This window comes from Kribbella sp. NBC_00359 (assembly GCF_036097425.1).
In the GTDB taxonomy this organism is placed as follows: Bacteria; Actinomycetota; Actinomycetes; order Propionibacteriales; family Kribbellaceae; genus Kribbella.
Window position 1 is genome coordinate 8,874,016 of record NZ_CP107975.1, and the last position, 19,328, is coordinate 8,893,343.

General features: G+C 68.5%; 21 protein-coding genes. 10 read left to right on the plus strand and 11 right to left on the minus strand.

The features are described from left to right. Positions 1-32: 32 nt before the first annotated feature. The gene (valS, locus tag OG876_RS42815; RefSeq protein ID WP_328522471.1) at positions 33-2,573 is read left to right on the plus strand and encodes a valine--tRNA ligase; all 2,541 of its coding nucleotides are present in this window, start codon (positions 33-35) and stop codon (positions 2,571-2,573) included. Between the two features lie 211 nt (positions 2,574-2,784). Continuing rightward, complete coding sequence (locus OG876_RS42820; protein ID WP_328522472.1) at positions 2,785-3,645, plus strand: hypothetical protein; 861 nt, start codon at positions 2,785-2,787, stop codon at positions 3,643-3,645. A 1-nt stretch (position 3,646) separates the two neighbouring features. Here OG876_RS42820 and OG876_RS42825 read toward each other — a convergent pair whose 3' ends face one another. Together OG876_RS42825 and OG876_RS42830 are read right to left on the minus strand one after the other, a co-directional pair. Continuing rightward, positions 3,647-4,573, minus strand: a complete 927-nt coding sequence (locus OG876_RS42825; protein ID WP_328522473.1) for an AEC family transporter — start codon at positions 4,571-4,573, stop codon at positions 3,647-3,649. Between the two features lie 85 nt (positions 4,574-4,658). Beyond that, on the minus strand, positions 4,659-5,186 hold the full coding sequence (locus OG876_RS42830; protein ID WP_328522474.1) for a MarR family winged helix-turn-helix transcriptional regulator: 528 nt from the start codon (positions 5,184-5,186) through the stop codon (positions 4,659-4,661). A gap of 72 nt (positions 5,187-5,258) precedes the next feature. Between OG876_RS42830 and OG876_RS42835 the strand changes: the two genes are divergently transcribed. Genes OG876_RS42835 through OG876_RS42850 form a run of 4 tightly spaced genes read left to right on the plus strand, consistent with a single transcriptional unit; the run spans position 5,259 to position 8,077 of the window. Beyond that, on the plus strand, positions 5,259-5,687 hold the full coding sequence (locus OG876_RS42835; protein ID WP_328522475.1) for a PPOX class F420-dependent oxidoreductase: 429 nt from the start codon (positions 5,259-5,261) through the stop codon (positions 5,685-5,687). Then, positions 5,684-6,142: a nitroreductase/quinone reductase family protein gene (locus tag OG876_RS42840; protein WP_328522476.1), complete on the plus strand. Its 459-nt coding sequence runs from the start codon at positions 5,684-5,686 to the stop codon at positions 6,140-6,142. The genes OG876_RS42835 and OG876_RS42840 overlap by 4 nt, the downstream gene beginning before the upstream one ends. A 15-nt stretch (positions 6,143-6,157) precedes the next feature. After that, on the plus strand, positions 6,158-7,522 hold the full coding sequence (locus OG876_RS42845) for a phosphodiester glycosidase family protein (RefSeq protein ID WP_328522477.1): 1,365 nt from the start codon (positions 6,158-6,160) through the stop codon (positions 7,520-7,522). Between the two features lie 18 nt (positions 7,523-7,540). Next, positions 7,541-8,077 carry a YbhB/YbcL family Raf kinase inhibitor-like protein gene (locus OG876_RS42850; RefSeq protein ID WP_328522478.1) on the plus strand — a complete coding sequence of 179 codons (537 nt, stop codon included), beginning with the start codon at positions 7,541-7,543 and terminating at the stop codon, positions 8,075-8,077. On the opposite strand, the gene OG876_RS42855 is transcribed toward OG876_RS42850, so the two are convergent. Next, a complete protein-coding gene (locus OG876_RS42855; RefSeq protein ID WP_328522479.1) occupies positions 8,074-8,583 on the minus strand; it encodes a hypothetical protein in 510 nt (169 codons plus the stop codon). The two genes, OG876_RS42850 and OG876_RS42855, sit on opposite strands and share 4 nt — an antisense overlap. 90 nt (positions 8,584-8,673) lie before the next feature. Between OG876_RS42855 and OG876_RS42860 the strand changes: the two genes are divergently transcribed. Both OG876_RS42860 and OG876_RS42865 read left to right on the plus strand, forming a co-directional pair. Further along, on the plus strand, positions 8,674-9,177 hold the full coding sequence (locus OG876_RS42860; protein ID WP_328522480.1) for a sigma-70 family RNA polymerase sigma factor: 504 nt from the start codon (positions 8,674-8,676) through the stop codon (positions 9,175-9,177). Next, positions 9,174-9,779 carry an anti-sigma factor family protein gene (locus tag OG876_RS42865; protein ID WP_328522481.1) on the plus strand — a complete coding sequence of 202 codons (606 nt, stop codon included), beginning with the start codon at positions 9,174-9,176 and terminating at the stop codon, positions 9,777-9,779. Before OG876_RS42860 ends, OG876_RS42865 begins: the two co-directional genes overlap by 4 nt. A gap of 1 nt (position 9,780) precedes the next feature. Here OG876_RS42865 and OG876_RS42870 read toward each other — a convergent pair whose 3' ends face one another. The 4 genes from OG876_RS42870 to OG876_RS42885 all read right to left on the minus strand — a co-directional run bounded on the left by OG876_RS42870 (position 9,781) and on the right by OG876_RS42885 (position 13,473). Beyond that, the gene (locus tag OG876_RS42870) at positions 9,781-11,037 is read right to left on the minus strand and encodes a hypothetical protein (protein ID WP_328522482.1); all 1,257 of its coding nucleotides are present in this window, start codon (positions 11,035-11,037) and stop codon (positions 9,781-9,783) included. 4 nt (positions 11,038-11,041) lie between these two features. After that, positions 11,042-12,577, minus strand: coding sequence for an alkaline phosphatase D family protein (locus tag OG876_RS42875; RefSeq protein WP_328522483.1), 1,536 nt, complete (start codon positions 12,575-12,577; stop codon positions 11,042-11,044). 147 nt (positions 12,578-12,724) lie between these two features. Next, a complete protein-coding gene (locus OG876_RS42880) occupies positions 12,725-13,099 on the minus strand; it encodes a DUF1304 family protein (protein WP_328522484.1) in 375 nt (124 codons plus the stop codon). Further along, positions 13,096-13,473, minus strand: coding sequence for a cupin domain-containing protein (locus OG876_RS42885; RefSeq protein WP_328522485.1), 378 nt, complete (start codon positions 13,471-13,473; stop codon positions 13,096-13,098). The genes OG876_RS42880 and OG876_RS42885 overlap by 4 nt, the downstream gene beginning before the upstream one ends. Before the next feature lie 147 nt (positions 13,474-13,620). Here OG876_RS42885 and OG876_RS42890 point away from each other — a divergent pair, with 147 nt between their 5' ends. Further along, complete coding sequence (locus OG876_RS42890) at positions 13,621-14,664, plus strand: helix-turn-helix transcriptional regulator (protein WP_328522486.1); 1,044 nt, start codon at positions 13,621-13,623, stop codon at positions 14,662-14,664. Here OG876_RS42890 and OG876_RS42895 read toward each other — a convergent pair. After that, positions 14,657-15,556 carry an AraC family transcriptional regulator gene (locus OG876_RS42895; protein WP_328522487.1) on the minus strand — a complete coding sequence of 300 codons (900 nt, stop codon included), beginning with the start codon at positions 15,554-15,556 and terminating at the stop codon, positions 14,657-14,659. The genes OG876_RS42890 and OG876_RS42895 overlap by 8 nt on opposite strands. Positions 15,557-15,678: 122 nt before the next feature. On the opposite strand from OG876_RS42895, the gene OG876_RS42900 reads away from it, so the two are divergent. Beyond that, the gene (locus OG876_RS42900) at positions 15,679-16,530 is read left to right on the plus strand and encodes an SDR family oxidoreductase (protein WP_328522488.1); all 852 of its coding nucleotides are present in this window, start codon (positions 15,679-15,681) and stop codon (positions 16,528-16,530) included. Positions 16,531-16,534: 4 nt separating this feature from the next. Here OG876_RS42900 and OG876_RS42905 read toward each other — a convergent pair whose 3' ends face one another. From OG876_RS42905 to OG876_RS42915, 3 genes are read right to left on the minus strand one after another with little or no spacing between them, the layout of a single operon-like run. Further along, complete coding sequence (locus tag OG876_RS42905) at positions 16,535-17,689, minus strand: N-acetylglucosamine-6-phosphate deacetylase (RefSeq protein WP_328522489.1); 1,155 nt, start codon at positions 17,687-17,689, stop codon at positions 16,535-16,537. Positions 17,690-17,737: 48 nt separating this feature from the next. Then, entirely contained in the window at positions 17,738-18,478 is a 741-nt protein-coding gene (locus OG876_RS42910; protein ID WP_328522490.1) for a 6-phosphogluconolactonase, read from the minus strand. Beyond that, the gene (locus OG876_RS42915; protein ID WP_328522491.1) at positions 18,478-19,299 is read right to left on the minus strand and encodes a fumarylacetoacetate hydrolase family protein; all 822 of its coding nucleotides are present in this window, start codon (positions 19,297-19,299) and stop codon (positions 18,478-18,480) included. The genes OG876_RS42910 and OG876_RS42915 overlap by 1 nt, the downstream gene beginning before the upstream one ends. Between the last annotated feature and the right edge of the window lie 29 nt (positions 19,300-19,328).

Sequence of the window (19,328 nt, forward strand, 5' to 3'; positions counted from 1 at the left end):
AGCACCCCTTGACAACCACTACGATTGTGCGCATGACCCAGACGTCCCGTGTTCCAGACAAGCCCAGCCTCGAAGGTCTCGAGGAGAAGTGGGCTGCCGTATGGAAGGAGCAGCAGACCTACGCCTTCGACCGCACCGCGGAGCGCGCCGACGTCTTCTCGATCGACACGCCTCCGCCGACGGTCTCCGGGTCGCTGCACGTCGGGCACATCTTCAGCTACACCCACACCGACCTGATCGCCCGGTTCCAGCGCATGCGCGGGAAGAAGGTCTTCTACCCGATCGGCTGGGACGACAACGGCCTGCCCACCGAGCGCCGGGTCCAGAACTTCTACGGCGTCCGCTGCGACCCGTCGCTGCCGTACGACCCAGACTTCACTCCCCCGGCCAAGCCGGACCCGAAGAAGCAGGTCCCGATCGCCCGGCAGAACTTCGTCGACCTGTGCGGCGAGCTGACGCACATCGACGAGCAGGCGTTCGAGGCGATGTGGCGGAAGGTCGGTCTGAGCGTCGATTGGTCCTACCTCTATACGACGATCTCCGAGGACTCCCGCCGTACGTCCCAGCGCGCCTTCCTGCGCAACTTCGCCCGCGGCGAGGCGTACCTGTCGGAGGCGCCGACGGTCTGGGACGTCACCTTCCAGACGGCGGTCGCGCAGGCCGAGATGGAGCCGCGGAGCTATCCGGGCTTCTTCCACCGGATCGCGTTCCACGCGCCGCACGGACCGGTCTACATCGAGACCACCCGGCCGGAGCTGATCCCGGCGTGCGTCGCCCTGATCGCGCACCCGGACGACGAGCGGTACCAGGGTTTGTTCGGCAAGACGGTCACGTCACCGCTGTTCGGTGTCGACGTGCCGGTTCTCGCGCATGAGGCGGCCGAGCCCGACAAGGGCGCCGGTATCGCGATGTGCTGCACGTTCGGCGACCAGACCGACATCCAGTGGTGGCGCGAGCTGCAGCTCCCGACCCGCACGGTCATCGGTCGCGACGGCCGGCTGCTGCGCGAGACCCCGGAGTGGCTCGCCGGCTCCGAGCTGTACGGCGAGCTCGCCGGCAAGACCGTGTTCAGCGCGCGTGAGCTGATCGTCGAGAAGCTGCGCGAGAGCGGTGACCTCGAAGGCGAGCCGACGCCCACGCAGCGGATGGCCAGCTTCTTCGAGAAGGGCGACAAGCCGCTGGAGATCGTCTCGACCCGGCAGTGGTACATCAAGAACGGCGGCCGGGACGCCGATCTCAAGCAGGAGTTCATCGACCGGGGCAACGAGCTGGCCTGGGTCCCGGAGCACATGCGGCACCGGTACCTGAACTGGGTCGAGGGGCTGAACGGCGACTGGCTGATCTCCCGCCAGCGCTTCTTCGGCGTGCCCTTCCCGGTCTGGTATCCGGTCGACGCCGAGGGCGAGACGGACTACGACCACCCGCTGATGCCGTCGGAGGCGGAGCTCCCGATCGACCCGACCTCGCAGGCTCCGCGGGGGTACGACGAATCCCGGCGCGGCAAGCCGGGTGGGTTCGTGGCGGACCCGGATGTGATGGACACGTGGGCCACGTCGTCGCTGTCGCCGCAGATCGTCTGTGGCTGGGAGCGGGACGAGGACCTGTTCGGCCGTACGTTCCCGATGGACCTGAACACGCACGCGCACGAGATCATCCGGACCTGGTTGTTCTCGCGCATCGTCCGGGCCCACTTCGAGAACGGCACGCTGCCGTGGGCGCGGTCGATGATCTCCGGCTTCGTCGTCGACCCGGATCGCAAGAAGCTCAGCAAGTCCAAGGGCAACGCGATCATCCCGGACGAGATCCTGACCAAGTTCGGCTCGGACGCGGTCCGGTGGCGGGCCGCGATGACCCGGCCGGGGCTGGACTCGCCGTTCGACGAGTCGCAGATGAAGGTCGGGCGCCGGCTGGCGATCAAGGTCCTGAACGCGTCGAAGTTCGTCCTCGGGTTCGGGGCGACGACGGTGGACGCGTCCGCGGTCACCGAGCCGGTCGACCTGGCGATGCTGCAGCGGCTGCGGTCGGTGGTCGCCGACGCGACGGCCGCCTTCGAGCGGTACGACTACACCGGCGCGCTCGAGGTGAGTGAGCGGTTCTTCTGGACCTTCTGCGACGATTACGTCGAGCTGGTGAAGGAGCGCGCGTACGGCGGTCAGGGTGAGGCCGCCGCGGCGTCGGCGAAGGCGGCACTGGCCGTTGCGTTGTCGGTCCAGTTGCGGCTGCTCGCGCCGTACCTGCCGTTCGCGACCGAAGAGGTGTGGTCGTGGTGGCAGGAGGGTTCGATCCACGTGGCGAGCTGGCCGACGCCGGATGCCGATCTCGCCGTCGCGGCGCAGGAGCCGGAGGTCCTGGACGCGGTCTCCGAGGTGCTCGCGGGGATCCGCGGCGCCAAGTCGGAGGCGCAGGTCTCGATGAAGACCGAGGTCAGCAAGGTCGAGGTCACCGGTCCCGCCGCCCGGCTGGCGCTGGCCGAGCGGGCCGAGCCCGACCTGCGGGCGGCCGGCCGGATCACCGGCGAGATCATCTGGCACCCGGACAGCACCGACGCGATCAAGGTCGTCGCCGCCCTCTGAGCGCTCCCATGTCACCCGGTGCCCGCCTCCTTCCGGGGAGGCGGGCACCGGCCTGTCCGCGCCACGAGAGATGCTGGACTAGTCCCCTGCTCCCGAGGAGGAGCCAGGGCCGAAGACCGCGAACCGAACGACTACGCTACGGAGCGGATTTGTCTCGATGTGGAACCATCGGGTCCGAACCGCGCGACCGCACGTCCGAGGAGCCAGCCCCATGAGCGACCCCAACACCCCGGCCCGCCCAACCCCCGAGGCTCCCGCCACCCCCGCCCCCGAACCCGCGGACAAGACCACACCAGACGCGAAGCCGGCGGACGACACCGCGACGGCTGCGGAGACCACGACCGAGCTGGCGCCGGTGAGCGGATCCGGGAAGGCCGCGGACGAGGCGGGACCAGCCGACCCCGCCGCCGGGAAGGTGCCGGCGAGTGCGGCCACGGCGACCACCGGCGCTGCGACCGCGACCGCCACTGCGTCCGTCACCGCGAAGAAGAAGTGGTGGCAGCGGACCGACGCTTCGGATTCCGGCGTGAAGAAGAAGTGGTGGCAGCGGATTCGGCTGCGGGGGCCTTGGTTGACCGTCGGCGTCGCGCTGGTGGCGATCACCGTGCTGGCTCTGCTCGGGTACGTATGGGGCCTGGGGCCGCTCAACCGGCTGAACACGGCGCGTGGAATCACCCCGCCGGCGAAGCTCGCGGGGCTGGACCGGATCACCGATCAGGAGATCCGCGGCCAGTTGCAGCTGGATCAGACCCGGGATGCGTTGAGCCGGATCAACGACGGGAAGCAGGCGACGGTCGAGGCCTACGGGACCATCGACGGCAACCGGATGTTCGTGGTGATCGCGCTCCGCGGCAAGGTCGACATCAACAAGACCGTCGCGGACTCCGGCGCGACCCCGGACAAGGTCAAGAAGGTCGGCAGCTCCACCTGCGTCGAATCCACCGGCAACCTCCCCACCCAGTGCTACCGCGGTTCGAACACCCTGACCGTCATCGCGCAGTCCGCCAACGACGGCGTCGCCGTGGATCAGGTCGCCCCGGTGGCCGAGGAAGCCTTCGACGCAATGAAGTGAGTCAGCCCAGCAGTCCAGCGATGGCGATCATGATCGGGATGGACAGCAGGGTGCTCAACAGGACCACACTGCGTGCGAGCGTGCGGCTGCTGCGGTAGTGAACGGCGTACACATAGACGTTCTGCGCGGTCGGTAACGCGGCGAGCAAGGTCGGCGCCAGCAGGGCCGCGCCGTGGAGATCGAGCACCCAGCGCCCAACGGCGTACGCCGCAAGCGGCTGCACCATGGTCTTCAGAAGCACGGCCAGTACGACGTCCCGCTGCAGTGTGATCGAGTCCTTGGTGCCGGCGCTCAAGCTGAGTCCATAGGCGACGAGAGCCACAGGCACGGCCGCCGCGGCGATCAGGTCGATCGGGCGCATCACGAGGGTCGGGAGGTGCACCCCCAGCGCGGCGCACAGCAGCCCGAGCAGCGACGCAACCGTCAGCGGATTGCGGAACGGACGGGCCACCACGGTCCGCAGCGACACCCGCCGGCCGGTCCCCTGCCGATCACCATCGAGTACGGCGAACGCGATCGGCGCCATCACCAGCAACTGGAACAACAGGATCGGCGCGACCACCGCGCCCACCCCGAGCACGTACGCCGCCACCGGTACGCCGAGGTTGCCCGCGTTCACGTACGACGACGCGAGTACGCCGATCGTGGCCTCGGATCTCGTCCGTCGCCAGATCAGCGCCGCCACCAGCAGGAAGATCACCTGGACCACGAACAGGCTGGCTACGTTCGTCACGAAGACGACCGAGAAGATCGAATGCAGGTCCGCGCGGGCGACGGTCGTGAACAGCAACGCCGGCGTCGCCACGAAGAACGCCAGCCGGGACAGCACCAGCTCGTCCTGAGCCCGCAGTACGCCGGTCAGCCCGACGACGTACCCGAGCACGGCCACCGAGACCAGCGCAACGAAGGCACCGACGACGGCGGACACTTCAGGCGCTCAAGGGCTTCGGCACGGCTGGATCGTATAGGAACGCTTCACCCCGAACCCGGGGCCGGTTTCACCGGTTGGACGCTCAGCACGCACCGTGCGCGGACCGGCACGTGGCGACGATGCCGGCCATGGTCGCGCGGAAGTGTTCACGGTCGGGAGCCCCGAGTGGCTCGAGCAACTGGTTCAGCGCGTCGCTGACGTCGGCATGGAAGGCTGTCGCCGCGCGGTGGCCGGCGTCGGTGAGCGTCACCTGAACGGCCCGCCGGTCGCCGGGAACCCGCGAACGCTCGGCCAGCCCACGCTTCTCGGCCCTGTCCATCAAGCCGGTCAGCGCGGCCTTCTCGACGCCGAAACACTGCGCCAGCTCGGCCATTCCCTTCGGACCACCGAGCAGGACGCAGAGCAACCTGGCCTGGACCGGCGTCAGGTCGTGCCGTTCGGACAGGCTCGCGTAGATGCCCTGCACCACGCCCGTGAGCTGCAGCAGCCCCGCGGCGGCATCCATCCGGTCCACATCCAGGTCGACGGCGTGCAGCAGCGGCGCAGCCGGACGCGAGTCCCCCGCGGCGCGAGCCCGCACCGGATCGGCGGGCATCTCCGTCTCACTCACATCCACTAAGGTACATGGCATGTATAGTTAACATTGCGTACAGTACGTGGCGTTAACTATCGAGGAGAAGCGATGTCTTTCAGCGACGAGGAGCTCGCCTACCTGCGATCCCAGCAGCTGGCGCGGATCGCGACCGTCTCCAGCGACGGCCAGCCGGACGCCGTACCGGTCGGGTTCGAGTACGACGGGACGCACCTGTTCATCGGCGGCATGGACCCCGCCAGGACGCGGAAGTTCCGCAATGTCCGGGACGGGAACACCAAGGTCGCGGTCATCCTGGACGACCTGGCGTCCGTCACCCCATGGGTCCCGCGCTACCTGCGCATCTACGGCAACGCCGAACTCGTCGAACGCGATGGCCGCTTCGGCCCCGGCGCCTATCTGCGCATCACGCCGACCGTGTCGTGGAGCTTCAACCTCGAAGGCAAGCCGTTCACGCACGACAACCGCGTCACCACCACCCGCACCGTCCACGCCGCCGAGGCGGTGAACGGGCGATGAGCTTCGACACCCAACCAGGTACGCGCGGCGCCCGCCAGCCGAAGGGGCGCGTGATGAGCTGGATGAACCGCCTGATGGCCCGGCGTGTCCGGCGCCGCGGGGCCAAGTTCCTGGGCTTCAACGCGATGGCGCTGATCACAGTCGGCCGCAAGAGCGGTCTCGAGCGGACGACGCCGGTCGGCTGGTTCCCCGGGACCGACGGGAGCTGGCTGGTGGTGGCCTCCGCGGCCGGCGCACCAGGCAACCCTGACTGGTACTACAACCTCGCTGCCCACCCCGACCAGGTCCGGATCGACGTCGATGGCAAGACCGTGGACGTCCGCGCGGAACAGTTGCACGGCCCGGAGCGCGTGCAAGCGTGGGAGCAGATCACGACCGCCGCACCGCGGTTCGCGGAGTACCAGGTGAAGACCGATCGCGAACTACCGGTCATCCGGCTCACGCCGAGGCACTGAACCGTAACCTGTCAGATGCTGCCCAGTCAGGGGCTGGAGTGGAAAGATTCCACCACCGGCCCCGACGATGGTCGGCATGACTACTTCCGCTCGAGTATTCCGGCTGCGCTGGGCGCGGCCGCGGTGTTGGGTGTGGTGACGGCCGCGATGGTGCCGTCCGCCGGTGCGGCTCCGATCGATGGGGTTGGTACGGCGGCTGTGCTGGTGCCGGCCGGACAGGGGCTGCCGCTCGGGGACGCGGATCTGGTGGAGACCCGGACCAGCCAGGTGCTGGCTCGCGGGGTCACGCTGACGCGGATCGTGCGTGGGACCGACCCGGCGCCGGCCGATCAGATCAACACCACGCCGCGCGGCCCGTGGGTCGTCAATGTGCTCACCATCGACCCGGCGAAGTCGAAGGGCCACCTGAAGACGACGTACGGTCCCGACCTGGCCCGCGTCGAGAAGACCTCGGACCTGGTGAAGTCGACGGGCGCGCTCGCCGGGGTGAACGCGCCCTTCTTCACCTTCACCGCGGACCCGCTGTACCCGGGCGACCCGGTCGGCCTCGGAATCTCCGACGGCAAACTGCTGAGTGAGCCCCTGACCGACCCGACCGAGGCCAACCTCCTGATCGATGCCAAAAGCAACAAGGTCGTCATGGGCCACCTGAGCTGGTCCGGCACGATCCGGAACCGCTCCACCGGCGCCGAACTCCCGCTCGAGTTCGTCAACCACCCGCCGGTGATCCCGACCGCCTGCGCGACGCTGCCGGACCAGACCACCTGCACGGCGCCGGGTGACGTCGTACTTTTCACCCCCGAGTTCGCCGCGGCCACCCCGGCCGGCGCCGGAGTCGAGGTCGTGCTGGACCGTCGCGGCTGCGTCGTCCGTACGTCGACCACACGCGGCACGACCCTGACCGCGAGCCAGACCTCACTCCAGGCGACCGGCCAGGACACCGTCGCGCTCCTGAAGGTGAAGGGCTGCGTCCGCACCGACCTGAAGGTGTCGAACGAAACCGGCGACAAGGTCCCGCTCCGCAGCGGCCTGTACGGCGTGACCGGTCGCTACCGCTTGACGGCGAACGGCGAGATCGTCGTACCGGGCGGCACCGGAAGCTTCTTCGACCGCAACCCGCGCACGATCGCCGGTACGACGCCGGACGGCAAGATCATGCTTGCGACGATCGACGGCCGCCAGACGATGAGCGTCGGTACGACGATGAACGAGACGGCCGCGGTCGCGAAGGCGCTCGGCCTGCGGAACTCGATCAACCTCGACGGCGGCGGCTCCACTGCGATGGCCTTGCACGACGGCACGGTGGTCAACCACCCGAGCGGCACCGGTGGCGCCGAACGCGCCGTTGGCGACGCGATCGTCTTCGTCCCCGGCCGGTAACACCAGTACGTTGAAGGGGTGCGACTACGGCTCGGCCTGTGGACGACCGTCCTCTTCCTGACGGCCGGGTGCGGTGGTGGCGACGCAAAGGAGCCCGCCACCACCGCCCCGGCCAGCATCACCGTGACCAGTACGGCGTTCACCGACGGCGGCCCGATCCCGCGCAAGTACACGTGCGACGGCGACGGTGTCTCACCACCGCTGGCGTGGACCGGGCTGCCCGCCGGCACCGGCGCGCTGGCGATCGTGGTCGACGATCCGGATGCACCACGTGGCACCTTCACCCATTGGGTCGTGCTCGACCTCGAGCCCACGACCACGTCGATCGCCGAAGGACAGCTGCCACCCGCCGCGAAGCAGGCCGCCAACTCAGCCGGCAAGTCCGCGTACTTCGGTCCCTGCCCACCGAGTGGCACGCATCACTACCGCTTCACGATCTACGCGTTGTCCGAGGCAACCGGCCTGCCCGGTGGCACCAAGCTCGACGAGGCCCTCAAGGCAATCGACTCCAAGTCCATTGCCCGCGGCCGCCTCACCGCGCTGTTCGCCCGCTAGTAGCCGTAGCCCCCACCACCCGTGGATGACGGCGCTTGCGTCGGTGCTGCGGCCGTGGTGGTTGCCGCGTGCCAGGTGAACGCGGTCCCGGCGAAGGCGTCCTGGACGTTGTTTCCCTTGCCTTGTCCGGCCGCGGTGTCCAGCTTGAACGTGTACAGCGGCTTGCCCTGGAACGTGAGCTGATCGTTCCCGGTGTCGGATCGCTTGACCACTCCCAGTCCGGGCATCGCCTTCGCCGCATCAGCGGATCCGGCGACCGGCATCCAGAAGCTCAAGCAGCCCGCCGTGCATTTGACCATGCCGCCGGCCTCCTGGTCGGCGAAGTAGAGCGTCTTGCCCGCCGAGTCGACCAGGGTCTGGCCGACACCGTCCACCTGCTTCACGGAGACGGCTCCGTTCGCGGCGGCCGGTGCGCTCCCCGCCGACTGGTTCGCGCCGCCACCACCGCAGGCGGTCAGCGTCGCGAGTCCGACTATTGCTCCAAGCAACAATTTCCCAGATTTCATCCGAGGTCACTCCTCTCCCGGACAAGTACGCGATCCAGGGCCGGGAGGTTCAGTTGAACCCTTGACCGCTTTTCCGCGTATCTGTCGGGTGTGGATGACGACACGGTGATCCGCGCGCTGTACGACAGGTACCGGCGTCCGTTGTTCGGTTACGTCCTGCGTTCGGTGGGCGGAGATCGCCAGTACGCCGAGGACATCGTGCAGGAGACGATGACGCGGGCGTGGAAGCATTCGGCCGACCTGGATCCCGACCGGGCCGGTCGCTGGCTGTTCACGGTCGCGCGCAACCTGGTCATCTCCGGGCAGCGCAAACGCGTCGCCAGGGTGACCGAGGTACCGATCGAGGACCGCGAGTTCCCGGCGCTCGGCGACGACATCGACCGCGTGCTGCAGGTCTGGCAGGTGGTCGAGGTCCTGCACGGCCTCAGCCACGACCACCGGCAGGTGATCATCGAACTGTTCTACCGGCGGCGCACCGTCGCCGAGGCGGCAGTCGTCCTCGGGGTTCCGCCCGGGACGGTGAAATCGAGGAGCTACTACGCGCTGCACGCGTTGCGCGCCGCCCTGGAGGAGCGAGGAGTGACCGGCCCATGACGTGCCCGGAGACCATCACGATCGGCGCCTACGTCCTGGGTGCACTCGATGCGGCGGAACGGCGTACCACCGAACAGCACCTCGAGACCTGCGCGACCTGCCGCGAGGCCCTCCTCCAGTTCGCCCAGTTGCCCGGACTGCTGCACGTCGTACCTGTCGAGGACATCGAGTCGCACGAGCCGGAGCCGCCACCACTGCAACTGCGGAAGCGGCCGGTCCGTCGCAGGTGGCTGCTGGCGGCCGCGGCCGCGGTGATCGTCGGCGGTGCGCTCGGATGGCAGGTGATCGACCACCCGGACTCGACGACCTGGACGGCGACGAACGGCGTCGGCGGTATCGACACCACGGCCGAGCTGACCAGTCATGGCTGGGGCACCGACATCGAACTCCGGATGACCGACCTCAAGCCCGGCGAACACTGCATGCTGATTGTGCACGGCCGGGACGGGACCGTCGAGACGGCCGGCTGGTGGGCGGCTCCGAGCAACTATCGGGCCGATGTCCCGGCCAGTACGTCGATCCCGCTGCACGACATCGACCGGCTCGAGGTGGTCACGGCCGGGGACGCCGTGCTGAGCACGATGTCCCCGGCGACACGGTGATTCACCAACTGTTGTTGGAGATTCCAGTGCCCAGGATGACCTGGTCGTAGGTGTTGCCGTCGTTGTCGTCGGTGTAGGCGACAGCGACTTCGGCGTACGGCGAGACCGCGACCGTCATCTGCTCCTGGCGGCCGTCAGCTAGGGAACTGAGCTGCTGCGACGACAACCGGCCGGTATCCGTGCCGGTCGTCCCGAAGCCGCGGACCCAGACATCGAGGGTGGCGGCCTGGACTGTCCAGCCCACGACCGACTGCGCCTGGTCGTCGATGCCCACGGACGGCGCCATGCCACCGGCGGCCACCTGGACGTCGGCGTACCGGGCGGTGCCGGTGGAGCCGAACGAGCGCGTCCACACGCCCGCCGTACCGGTGTGGTCCGACTCCCACGCGACCGCGAAGTCGCCATTGAAGTTGGCCGCCACCGCGGCGTGGGTCTGCTGACCGCCAGTGTTGGAGTTCGCGATCCGGCGTGACAGCGTGGCCGCACCGTTGGTCCGGCCCAGCCGGATCAGTCCGACGTTGTAAGCCGCATCGGCGTCGCCGTCCTCGTCCCACACCACGACCGCATCACCGGACGCCGAGACGGCCACGTCCGGGTTGTGATGTTGTCCGGTCGTCTGCGATGCGGTGACTTCCCAAGCCCGGGTCGTCGGCCCGGTGTACCCGGCTGCCTTCACCGTGGCCGGCGTGCCGGTCTGGATGTCTTCCCACACCACGGTGAACGCGACCGCGGCACTGGTCGGCGCACCATCCGGGTCGACAGCGACGCGCGGGTTGATCTGTTGACCATCGGCGCTGGTGTTGGCGTTGCCGGTTGCGGTCACCGTGCCGGCGGTGTTCACGACGCGGTACGGGATGTTGTAGAGGCCGTTGCCGTCCGGGTCGTCCTGCCAGACCACGACCGCGTTGCCCTTGTCATCCAGTCCGACGTCGGGGTGCAAATGACGCCAGTTGGTCACGCCACTACTGCCTCCGGCCGACAGCTTGATCTCGTACAGCGACGTCCCGTTGTGGAACACACGAAGGAAGATCTCGCTGTGCACGTTGTCGGTCGCGTTGTCGGTGTCGCGGTCGTCCTCCCACGCCACGGCCACATAGCCGTTGCGGTTGGTCGCAACCGACGGAGCGTCCTGGTCGCCGGTGGACACGCTGTTGGCGGTCACCCAGGTCGGTGCGGCGATGTGGGCGTCCGCAGTGGTGGCAGTGAACGTGAGCGTGGTTGCAGCCAGCGCAGTGACGGCCAGTGTCTTCTTCATCATCGCCTCACACCGCCTGCAGGCCGGGCTGGCCCTCTTGGATGACGAACGACTTCAGCGTCGACGCCGCGGCATCGTGCTCCGATACCTTCGCCACCGCACGGAAATCGGCGCTCATCTGCGTCGGGCTGACAGTCGCACGGATGTAGCCGCGCCGGTTGCTGTAGAACTTCAGCCACGGGTTCGTCCCCACGTCGGGGATCGTGGTGGTCGCATCGCCGTCGCCGCTCGACGTCACCGAGCTCGTCACCAACTCGCTGCCGATGGTTGCCGAGTTCGCGTTGTTGTAGTCGGCCTTCAGGTCGTTGCCCCAGGCACGGTGTACGTCGCCCGTGAGTACGACGGGGTTGCGGACGGCACGGTCCACCCAGCCCTGCTGGATCCGGGCCCGGGACGCGCGGTAGCCGTCCCAGGAGTCCATGCTCGCGCCGGTCGAGTTGAACCGCCGCGCGAAGAACACCTGCTGGCCGATGATGTCCCACGTGCCGAGGTGCTGCCCGAGACCGTCCAGCAGCCAGGACTCCTGCGAATTGCCCGGCAGACTGCGCGACGCCAGATCCGCGTCGGAGCAGATCTTCCACCCGTCACCACAGGCCTGGTCGTTGCGGTGCTGCCGGGTGTCGAGCATGTGGAACGTCGCGAGACTCCCCCACCGCAGCCGCCGGTAGAGCTGGATGCTGTTGCCGCTGTTCACCTGTGCGGGCCGCAGCGGCATGTTCTCGTAGTACGCCTGGTACGCCGCGGATCGACGGGCAGTCCACTGCGCGGCGGTCAGCGCGGGGGTGTTGTTCTCACGGATCGTGCCGGCGTAGTTGTTCTCCACCTCATGGTCGTCCGGTACGACGATCCACGGCGCGACCGCGTGGGCAGCCTGAAGATCCGGGTCGGTCTTGTACTGCGCGTACCGACGGCGGTAGTCCGCGAGCGCCACGACCTCGTTGCCCAGGTGCAACCGCGGGCGTCCGGTCGTCGGGCCGTATTCGTAGATGTAGTCACCCAGGTGCAGGATGACACCCGGATTCTCCTCGGCCATCCGCCGGTAGACGGTGAAGTACCCCTCCTCGTAGTGGGAGCAGGAGGTGAAGGCCATCACCAGGTTGCGGCCGTTCGTGCCGACCGCGGGGGTGGTGCGGGTGCGGCCGACCGGTGAGAGATGGCCCTGCGCGCGGAAGCGGTAGTAGTAGTCGGAGTCCGGGGTGAGGCCGCCCGCGACGACGTGCACCGAGTGGGCGGCGGCGTACTTGGCGGTGACGGAACCGAACGCGACGAGGGTGCTGAAGGTGTCGGTGGTCGACACCTGCCAGTCGACGACGACGTCGGCGGTCGCCATCCCGCCCTGGCCGTCCGCGTTCAGGGGCGACGGGGCCAGCCGGGTCCAGAGGATGACGCTGTTCGCGTCGGGTTCGCCGGAGGCGATCCCGAGCTGGAACGGGTACGGAACTGCCGCGGTCGCCGCGATCACGGCCGAGCGGACCGGGACGGCGCTGACGCCGGCCGCGGCAAGTCCGCCGAAGACAAGGGTCCTGCGACTGATTGGGCTCATGGGCCTCACCTTCACTGCTACTCAGGGCGGCAGGCACCCGGACCGTGGAAACTGTCGGTGACATTCCGGGAACCTTGAGTGTGCGTGGTGCTCGATGCCCATGGTGGCGCAAAGTGTGTAACTTTCCTACGGTTGGCGCCGTTCTGCTCAGTTGAGGGCGAGGATGAGTAGCACCGCGGCGGGCACGCCTTCCATCAGTGAGTTGAGCCAGAGCTTCGGCTGCGAGATGACCAGCACGACAGCCAAGAACGTGTGCTGAGCGGCGGTGAACACGATCAGCGCCTGACCCTGCGCGAGGTGATCGGTCTGCACCAGGACGACGCCCGCGACCAGAGCGGCCGCGGTGGTCAGGTTGTACCAACCCATGTTGACCGTCCACATCCGGACCGCGTCGAGATCGCCCGGCTTGGTGAGGAACATCGGGTAGAGCCTCGGGTTCCGGTAGAGGATCGCCTCCATCACGAACACCACGGTCAGCACCACCGCGATCAACACGGCCAGCACCTGCGCCGCCGTACTCATGCTGTCGCTCCTGAAGCGAGGTCGGCGAAGAAGGCGCCCATCCGCCCGGTCTGGCTGACGGCGAGGAACTTCGCGGCCGGCGTCAGTACCGAGAACGTGTTCAGCGTGCCCGCTGGGATGCTGATCGAGGCGCCGGGTCCGAGGTCGTAGCCCTGATCGCCTGCCTGGACCAGGATCCGGCCCTGCAGCACGTAGAACGCCTTGCTCCAGGGCTCGCTGTGCGGCGGCGAGGCCGGACCCCGCGGTGCGTCGAGCTCGAAGATCTCGTACTGCTCACCCGTGTGCTCGGCGCCGATCTTCACGGTCACGGTCGCGTCCGGAGCGACGTACTCCGCGCCGGTGCCCGCCGTACTGAGGTGCACTGATTCCGTCATGATGTCCTCCCCTTGCCGGTGGTCCTGGCTGCGACGGTAGGAAGCGGCAGACCGCCTTTGAATCCCGTCGCAGTGGGCTCGGGGAGGGCGTGGAATCCCCACATTTGTGGGATGGGCGGCACCGGTACGGCGGCGCATACTGAGCCCATGTGGGAGGGCCGGGCGCGAGCCGCGCGCCGGGACATCGCGGCACTGGCGACGTCGGGACTGGGCGTCGTGGACCTGCACGCCGCCGCGATCGAGGTGGTCGAGCAGGTCATCGGCAGTGAGCTGACCTGCTGGGCCGGCATGGATCCGGGCACGCTGGTGATCAGCTCGATGACGAGCGGCCGCGACCGCATCCCGTCGGAGTACGAGCCGCGGCTGGCCGAGACGGAGTACGCCGGAACCGACCCGAACTCGTTCGCCGAACTGGCCCGGCACTCACGCCCGGTGGCACGGCTGTCCGATCTGCCCCATCGCGAGGTTGTCGGGCACCGGCGGCTGAACGAGGTGTGGCGGCCGCTCGGCATCGAGCACGAGGTGCGGGCGACGTTCACGGTCGACGGCGACTGCTGGGGTGCGGCCGGGTTCGTCCGCGGCGGCCCTGACTACAGCGATCGGGAAGTGGAGTTCCTGGGCTCGGTGGCGCCGGTCATCGGCGCGGCCACGCGGGTCGCCGTACGGACGGACGCGCACGGGTACCGCGGCGGGGTCGGCCCGTCGATCGTCGTCACCGGGCCGAGCGGCGAGCCACGCGCGATCACCGCGGCCGCCCGGACCTGGCAGGACGAGCTGAACGAGATCGCACCCGGGCGGTTCGAAGTCCTGCTGCGGGCAGTCGTGACCGGCACCCGCGCCGCCGCGGCCGGGACGTTCCAGGCCCGCGTGCAGACCGCATCGGGTGGCTGGGTCGTCTTGCAGGGCAGCCGATTGATCGGGGACGAGGAGGAGGTCGTCGTCACGATCGAGCCGGCCTCGGGCCATCACCTGGTCGGCATGCTGCTGGCGGCGTACGGACTGACCACCCGGGAACGGGAGATCTGCCTCGAGGTCATCTCCGGGCACACCACCACGGAGATCGCCGATCGGCTGTCGATCTCGCCGCACACCGTCCAGGACCATCTGAAGGCCGCGTTCGGCAAGGTCGGCGTACGCAGCCGTGGCGAACTGGTCGCCACGCTCCGACCCGACGACCTGACGGTCAGGTGAGGGTGAGCTGCCGGCGGTAGGTCCCGGGCGGGATGCCGAAGTCCCGCTTGAACGCCTTGGCGAACGCGAACTCGGACGTGTACCCGATCTCCTTCGCCACCGTCGCGAGCGGCCGATCGTGATCCCGCAGCAGCCGGGCCGCCGTCGTCATCCGCCACCGCGACAGATAGGTCAGCGGCGGCTCGCCGACAGCCTCGGTGAATCTCCGGGCGAAGGCAGCCCGCGACAGGCCGACTCTCGACGCGAGATCAGCGACGGTCCAGGACGCGCCAGGCTCGGCGTGGATCAGTTCGAGGGACTGCGCGACGGCGGGATCGGTCAAGGCCCGGGACCAGTCGCTCTCGGTCGGGCAATTGCGATCCTCGAACCAGGCCCGCAGGATCAGCACGAGCAGCGCATCGACAAGCGGCGGTACGACCGCGGCGGCGCCTGGGCGCTGGGCGTCGAGCTCTTCGCCGAGAATGCCGATCGCGGTGTGCAGCGTGCGATGCCGGCCCGGGTCCGCGGGGACGTAGACGACATCGGGCAGCCGGCTCAGCACCGGATGCGGCCGCTCCCGATCGAGCCGGTAGGTGCCGCACAGCAGCAGCGAGCGCGCGCCGTCGCCTTGGACGGGCTTCTCGACGGCTGGATCGAAGTCGACCAACGGCGACTCGGGATGATCCGCGAGCGCGTGCTCGAGGCCGCGGGGCATCAGCACCACGTCACCTGGACCCATGGCAACCGGCGTCCCACCTGGCGGCAGCAGCCACGCCGTGCCCTGCAGGACCAGATGGAAGGTCGCGCCGAGCGAGTGCGCGAAGCGCAGGCCCCACGGCCCGCGGACATCGGTCCGGCCGGACGTGGCCGGCCCGGTCCGGAGCGCGGAGACGACATCGGCAAGAACATCCATGGTTGGAATGATACTCGCGTTGCGCAAGACGATCAGACATAGATTGGCGCTTTATAGACATAGAACCGCTCGCCGTGGCTCCCTACGCTTGGTGATACAAACCTTATCGACAAGGAGTACGGATGAGCATCGTCGTCACCGCCGCCACCGGTCATCTGGGCCAACTCGTCATCGACGAGTTGCTGGAACGCGTTCCGGCCGACCAGGTCGTCGCAGTCGCCCGGAACGCCGCGAAGGCTGCGCCCCTCGCGGCTCGCGGCGTCGAGGTCCGGGTTGCCGACTACAACGACCCGGCCGCGCTGGCCAAGGCGTTCGACGCCGGCGACACGGTCCTGCTGATCTCCGGGCTCGAGGCCAACCGGGTCGCCCAGCACCAGGCCGTGATCGACGCGGCCAAGGCGGCCGGCGTCGAGCGGATCGCGTACACCAGCGTGCTCGGCGGCCCGGAGGCCGACTTCGACCTGGCCGCCGACCACATCACCACCGAGCAGGCGATCCTCGACTCCGGCCTGCCGTACACCTTCCTCCGCAACGGCTGGTACCACGAGGTCTACACCGAGCAGATCGCCGTACAGCTCGAGCACGGTGTGATCGGTAGCGCGGGTGACGGCCGGATCGGATCGGCCAGCCGGCGCGACTACGCCGCCGCGGCCGCCGTCGTACTGACTGGTGCTGGCCACGAGAAGACGGCGTACGAGCTGAACGGCGACACGGCGTGGACGCTGACCGAGTACGCCGCGGAGTTGTCGAAGCAGTCCGGGAAGGACGTTGCCTACAACAACGTTCCGGCCGAGACGCATGTCGGCGTGCTGACCGGTGCTGGGCTCCCCGAGCCGCTGGCCCGGATCTTTGTCGACGTCGACAACGCGATCGAACGCGGCCGCCTGGCCGGCCGCGGCTCCGACCTCACCCGCCTGATCGGCCGCCCAACCACACCCCTACCCGACGCCATCGCCACCGCCCTGCAGAAGTAGCTGCTCAGTGGAACGACAGCGTGCGATCCCCCGGCTGCCAGTCGAAGGTGATCACGTCTGACATCCGAGTCCCCGGCTGAAGCTGCTCGGCAACTGGGATCATCCGCGGGGAGTTGATGATGCGGGCGGGGTTGACGGTCGCCATCGTGAGTGCGTCGGCCAGCGAGAACGCTCCGGCCGCCCACGCGACCCCGTCCGCGAGTGGCGCGGCCGCCCCCGCGAGGTACGGCGTACCCCGCACGAGGAGCCGTCCGTCGTCTGTGAGCTCGACATCTCCGCCGATGGTCGACGAATAGTTGCCCGGCGCCTGCCCCCCAACCGCCACCGAGTCGGATACCAGAAACGACCGCTCGATCCCCTTCGCCCGAACCATCGCGACGAACGTATCCACCGGCAGATGGTGGCCGTCAGCAATGAACCCGGCCTGGAGCCGATCCTCCGCCAACTGCGCCCACAGATAGTTGGGATGCCGCGGCAACTGAGCGTGCGCACCATTCCCGAGATGCGTTGACAAGCTCGCACCAGCATCCACCGCGGCACGCAGCTGAGCCGCGTCAGCATGCGTATGCCCGATCGCCACCCGAGTGCCGGAGGCAACCACCGCCGCAATGAACTCCGCACTCCCGGCCCAATGCGGCGACACCGTGATCAACCCGACCAGCCCACCCGACGCCTGCTGACACAGCTCGAACTCCGCCAGGTCAGGCGCCCGAACCTCAGCCACATCGTGACATCCCCGCGGCCCTTCCTGATCCGAGATGTGCGGCCCCTCAAGATGCACAAACGGAATCGCCGCCGCAACCTCCGCAGACCGCCGCCGAGCCTCAGCCACAACGCCCACGGCCCGCCGCATCCGCTCCCCGCTAGCGGTAATCACCGTCGGCACGAACGTAGTAACCCCAACCCCGCGCAACGCCTCCCGCAACCCCACAACGGTCTCAACCGAGACCCCATCCCCATTCAGGTCAAATCCCCCAAACCCATTGACCTGCAGATCAACAAGCCCCGCACTGATCCACGGCACGCCACCAGCCCCACGTGCGACCACCTCAGAAGGGCCGGGCTCGCGGTGGATGGTGGTGATGCGGCCGTCTGCGTGTTCGAGATGCAGGAGATCGCCCGACCACGGGTCGCGTCCCGTCAGCCTGCTTACAGCCACCGGACTCGCCCCGGGAATCGGCGCAGCACGGTGATCGTTGCGAAGTACTCACTCATCGCCGAACGCCTCCCGATCGACGAACAACCGAGCCCGCGAATGCGTACGGAGCACACTCGCCGGTACGTCCGGATCCACGGGCCCTCGCAGAGTTCGCCGTACGGCGACCCGCTTCGCCATCCCGGACACCATGCAGAAGATCTCCCGCGCCGACAGCAGACAAGGCACGGTCAACGTCCACGCATGCGTAGGTACGTCGTCAAGTCGCGCGAACAGCCCTTCATCCACCTGCTGCCGCCGACTCGTCTGATCCAGTGCGACGACCTGCACGATGTCGGTCGTACCGAAGTCCGCCGGTGGATCGTTGAACGCCAAATGCCCGTTCACTCCGATTCCCGCCAGCACCACATCGATCGGCTCCGCCGAGACCAAACCCGCATACCGAGCAGCCTCGGCCTCCGGATCGGCTCCACCCTCCCGATCGAACACCGTCAACGGTGCCGGCGTCGTGAAGTGCCGGCGCAACCACAGACCAAACCGTTGCTCCGCGTCAACCGGCAGGCCGACGTACTCGTCCATGTGAAACGCCTGGACCTTCGACCAATCGATGCCCTCAGCAACGGACAGTGCGGCAAGGGTCTGCGTCTGGCTCGGTGCGGCGGCCAGGATCAGCCGAGCCGCGCCGCGCTCCTCGATCGTCCGGCGCAGGGACTCCGCCGCCGCGGCCGCAGCCGCAGCACCCAAGGCAACCGGGTCAGAAAGGACCTCGACCGCGAGCTGATCGACGATCATCAGACCAGCCTCGAGTGCTGCTCGCCCAGGCCGTCGGCCCAGACTCGGAGGACGTCGCCCGCGCGAAGGAAGCGCGGCGGCTTCTGCCCGGAGCCGACTCCGGCCGGCGTGCCGGTGCTGATCACGTCGCCCGGATAGAGCGTCATGAACTGGGAGATGTAGTACACCAGATGCGCGACCGAGAAGATCATCTGCGCGGTCGAGCTGTCCTGCACCGCATCCCCGTTCACCTCGAGCCCGAGACTGATCGCCTGCGGATCAGGAACCTCATCGGCGGTCAGCACCCACGGACCGAGCGGGCAGAACGTCGCCGAGTTCTTCCCCTTGTCCCACTGACCGCCGCGCTCGAGCTGGAAATGCCGCTCCGACACGTCGTTGACCAACACATAGCCCGCGACATGCTCCAGTGCATCCGCCTCGCTCTCGAGATAGGCCGCCGTACGCCCGATCACCACCCCGAGCTCGACCTCCCAGTCGGTCTTCTCGCTGCCCCGCGGAATGACGATGTCGTCGCGCGCACCGACCACCGTGTCCGGCGCCTTCAGGAACAGAATCGGCTCGGTCGGCGCCTCGTGACCACCCTCGGCCGCGTGGTCGGCGTAGTTCAGCCCGACACACACGATCTTCCCGGGACTGAGCGGCGCGGCCAGCCGCACGTCCTCGAACGCGGCGGCCGTCTCCACATCCGCGCCGGCGGCACGCTCGCGCCACCGGAGGGGGTCGAACGCCTCGGCCTCCCCCGGCAGCGTCACCACTCGCCCGTCTTCGGCCAGTACGGCGTCGCGGAGCCCGGCGTCAGTGTGGACACGTAGCAATCTCACTTGTTCCTCCAGGGAGCTTGTTTGGCCCA

What these genes read in the sequence shown, in the direction of transcription:
- valS (WP_328522471.1), top strand. Translation starts at nt 33, where the DNA reads ATGACCCAGACGTCCCGTGTTCCAGACAAGCCCAGCCTCGAAGGTCTC.
- OG876_RS42880 (WP_328522484.1), bottom strand. Translation starts at nt 13,099, where the DNA reads ATGAGTACGGCGGCGCAGGTGCTGGCCGTGTTGATCGCGGTGGTGCTG.
- OG876_RS42820 (WP_328522472.1), top strand. Translation starts at nt 2,785, where the DNA reads ATGAGCGACCCCAACACCCCGGCCCGCCCAACCCCCGAGGCTCCCGCC.
- OG876_RS42910 (WP_328522490.1), bottom strand. Translation starts at nt 18,478, where the DNA reads ATGATCGTCGATCAGCTCGCGGTCGAGGTCCTTTCTGACCCGGTTGCC.
- OG876_RS42895 (WP_328522487.1), bottom strand. Translation starts at nt 15,556, where the DNA reads ATGGATGTTCTTGCCGATGTCGTCTCCGCGCTCCGGACCGGGCCGGCC.
- OG876_RS42870 (WP_328522482.1), bottom strand. Translation starts at nt 11,037, where the DNA reads ATGATGAAGAAGACACTGGCCGTCACTGCGCTGGCTGCAACCACGCTC.
- OG876_RS42840 (WP_328522476.1), top strand. Translation starts at nt 5,684, where the DNA reads ATGAGCTTCGACACCCAACCAGGTACGCGCGGCGCCCGCCAGCCGAAG.
- OG876_RS42835 (WP_328522475.1), top strand. Translation starts at nt 5,259, where the DNA reads ATGTCTTTCAGCGACGAGGAGCTCGCCTACCTGCGATCCCAGCAGCTG.
- OG876_RS42875 (WP_328522483.1), bottom strand. Translation starts at nt 12,577, where the DNA reads ATGAGCCCAATCAGTCGCAGGACCCTTGTCTTCGGCGGACTTGCCGCG.
- OG876_RS42885 (WP_328522485.1), bottom strand. Translation starts at nt 13,473, where the DNA reads ATGACGGAATCAGTGCACCTCAGTACGGCGGGCACCGGCGCGGAGTAC.
- OG876_RS42855 (WP_328522479.1), bottom strand. Translation starts at nt 8,583, where the DNA reads ATGAAATCTGGGAAATTGTTGCTTGGAGCAATAGTCGGACTCGCGACG.
- OG876_RS42845 (WP_328522477.1), top strand. Translation starts at nt 6,158, where the DNA reads ATGCTGCCCAGTCAGGGGCTGGAGTGGAAAGATTCCACCACCGGCCCC.
- OG876_RS42865 (WP_328522481.1), top strand. Translation starts at nt 9,174, where the DNA reads ATGACGTGCCCGGAGACCATCACGATCGGCGCCTACGTCCTGGGTGCA.
- OG876_RS42900 (WP_328522488.1), top strand. Translation starts at nt 15,679, where the DNA reads ATGAGCATCGTCGTCACCGCCGCCACCGGTCATCTGGGCCAACTCGTC.
- OG876_RS42890 (WP_328522486.1), top strand. Translation starts at nt 13,621, where the DNA reads ATGTGGGAGGGCCGGGCGCGAGCCGCGCGCCGGGACATCGCGGCACTG.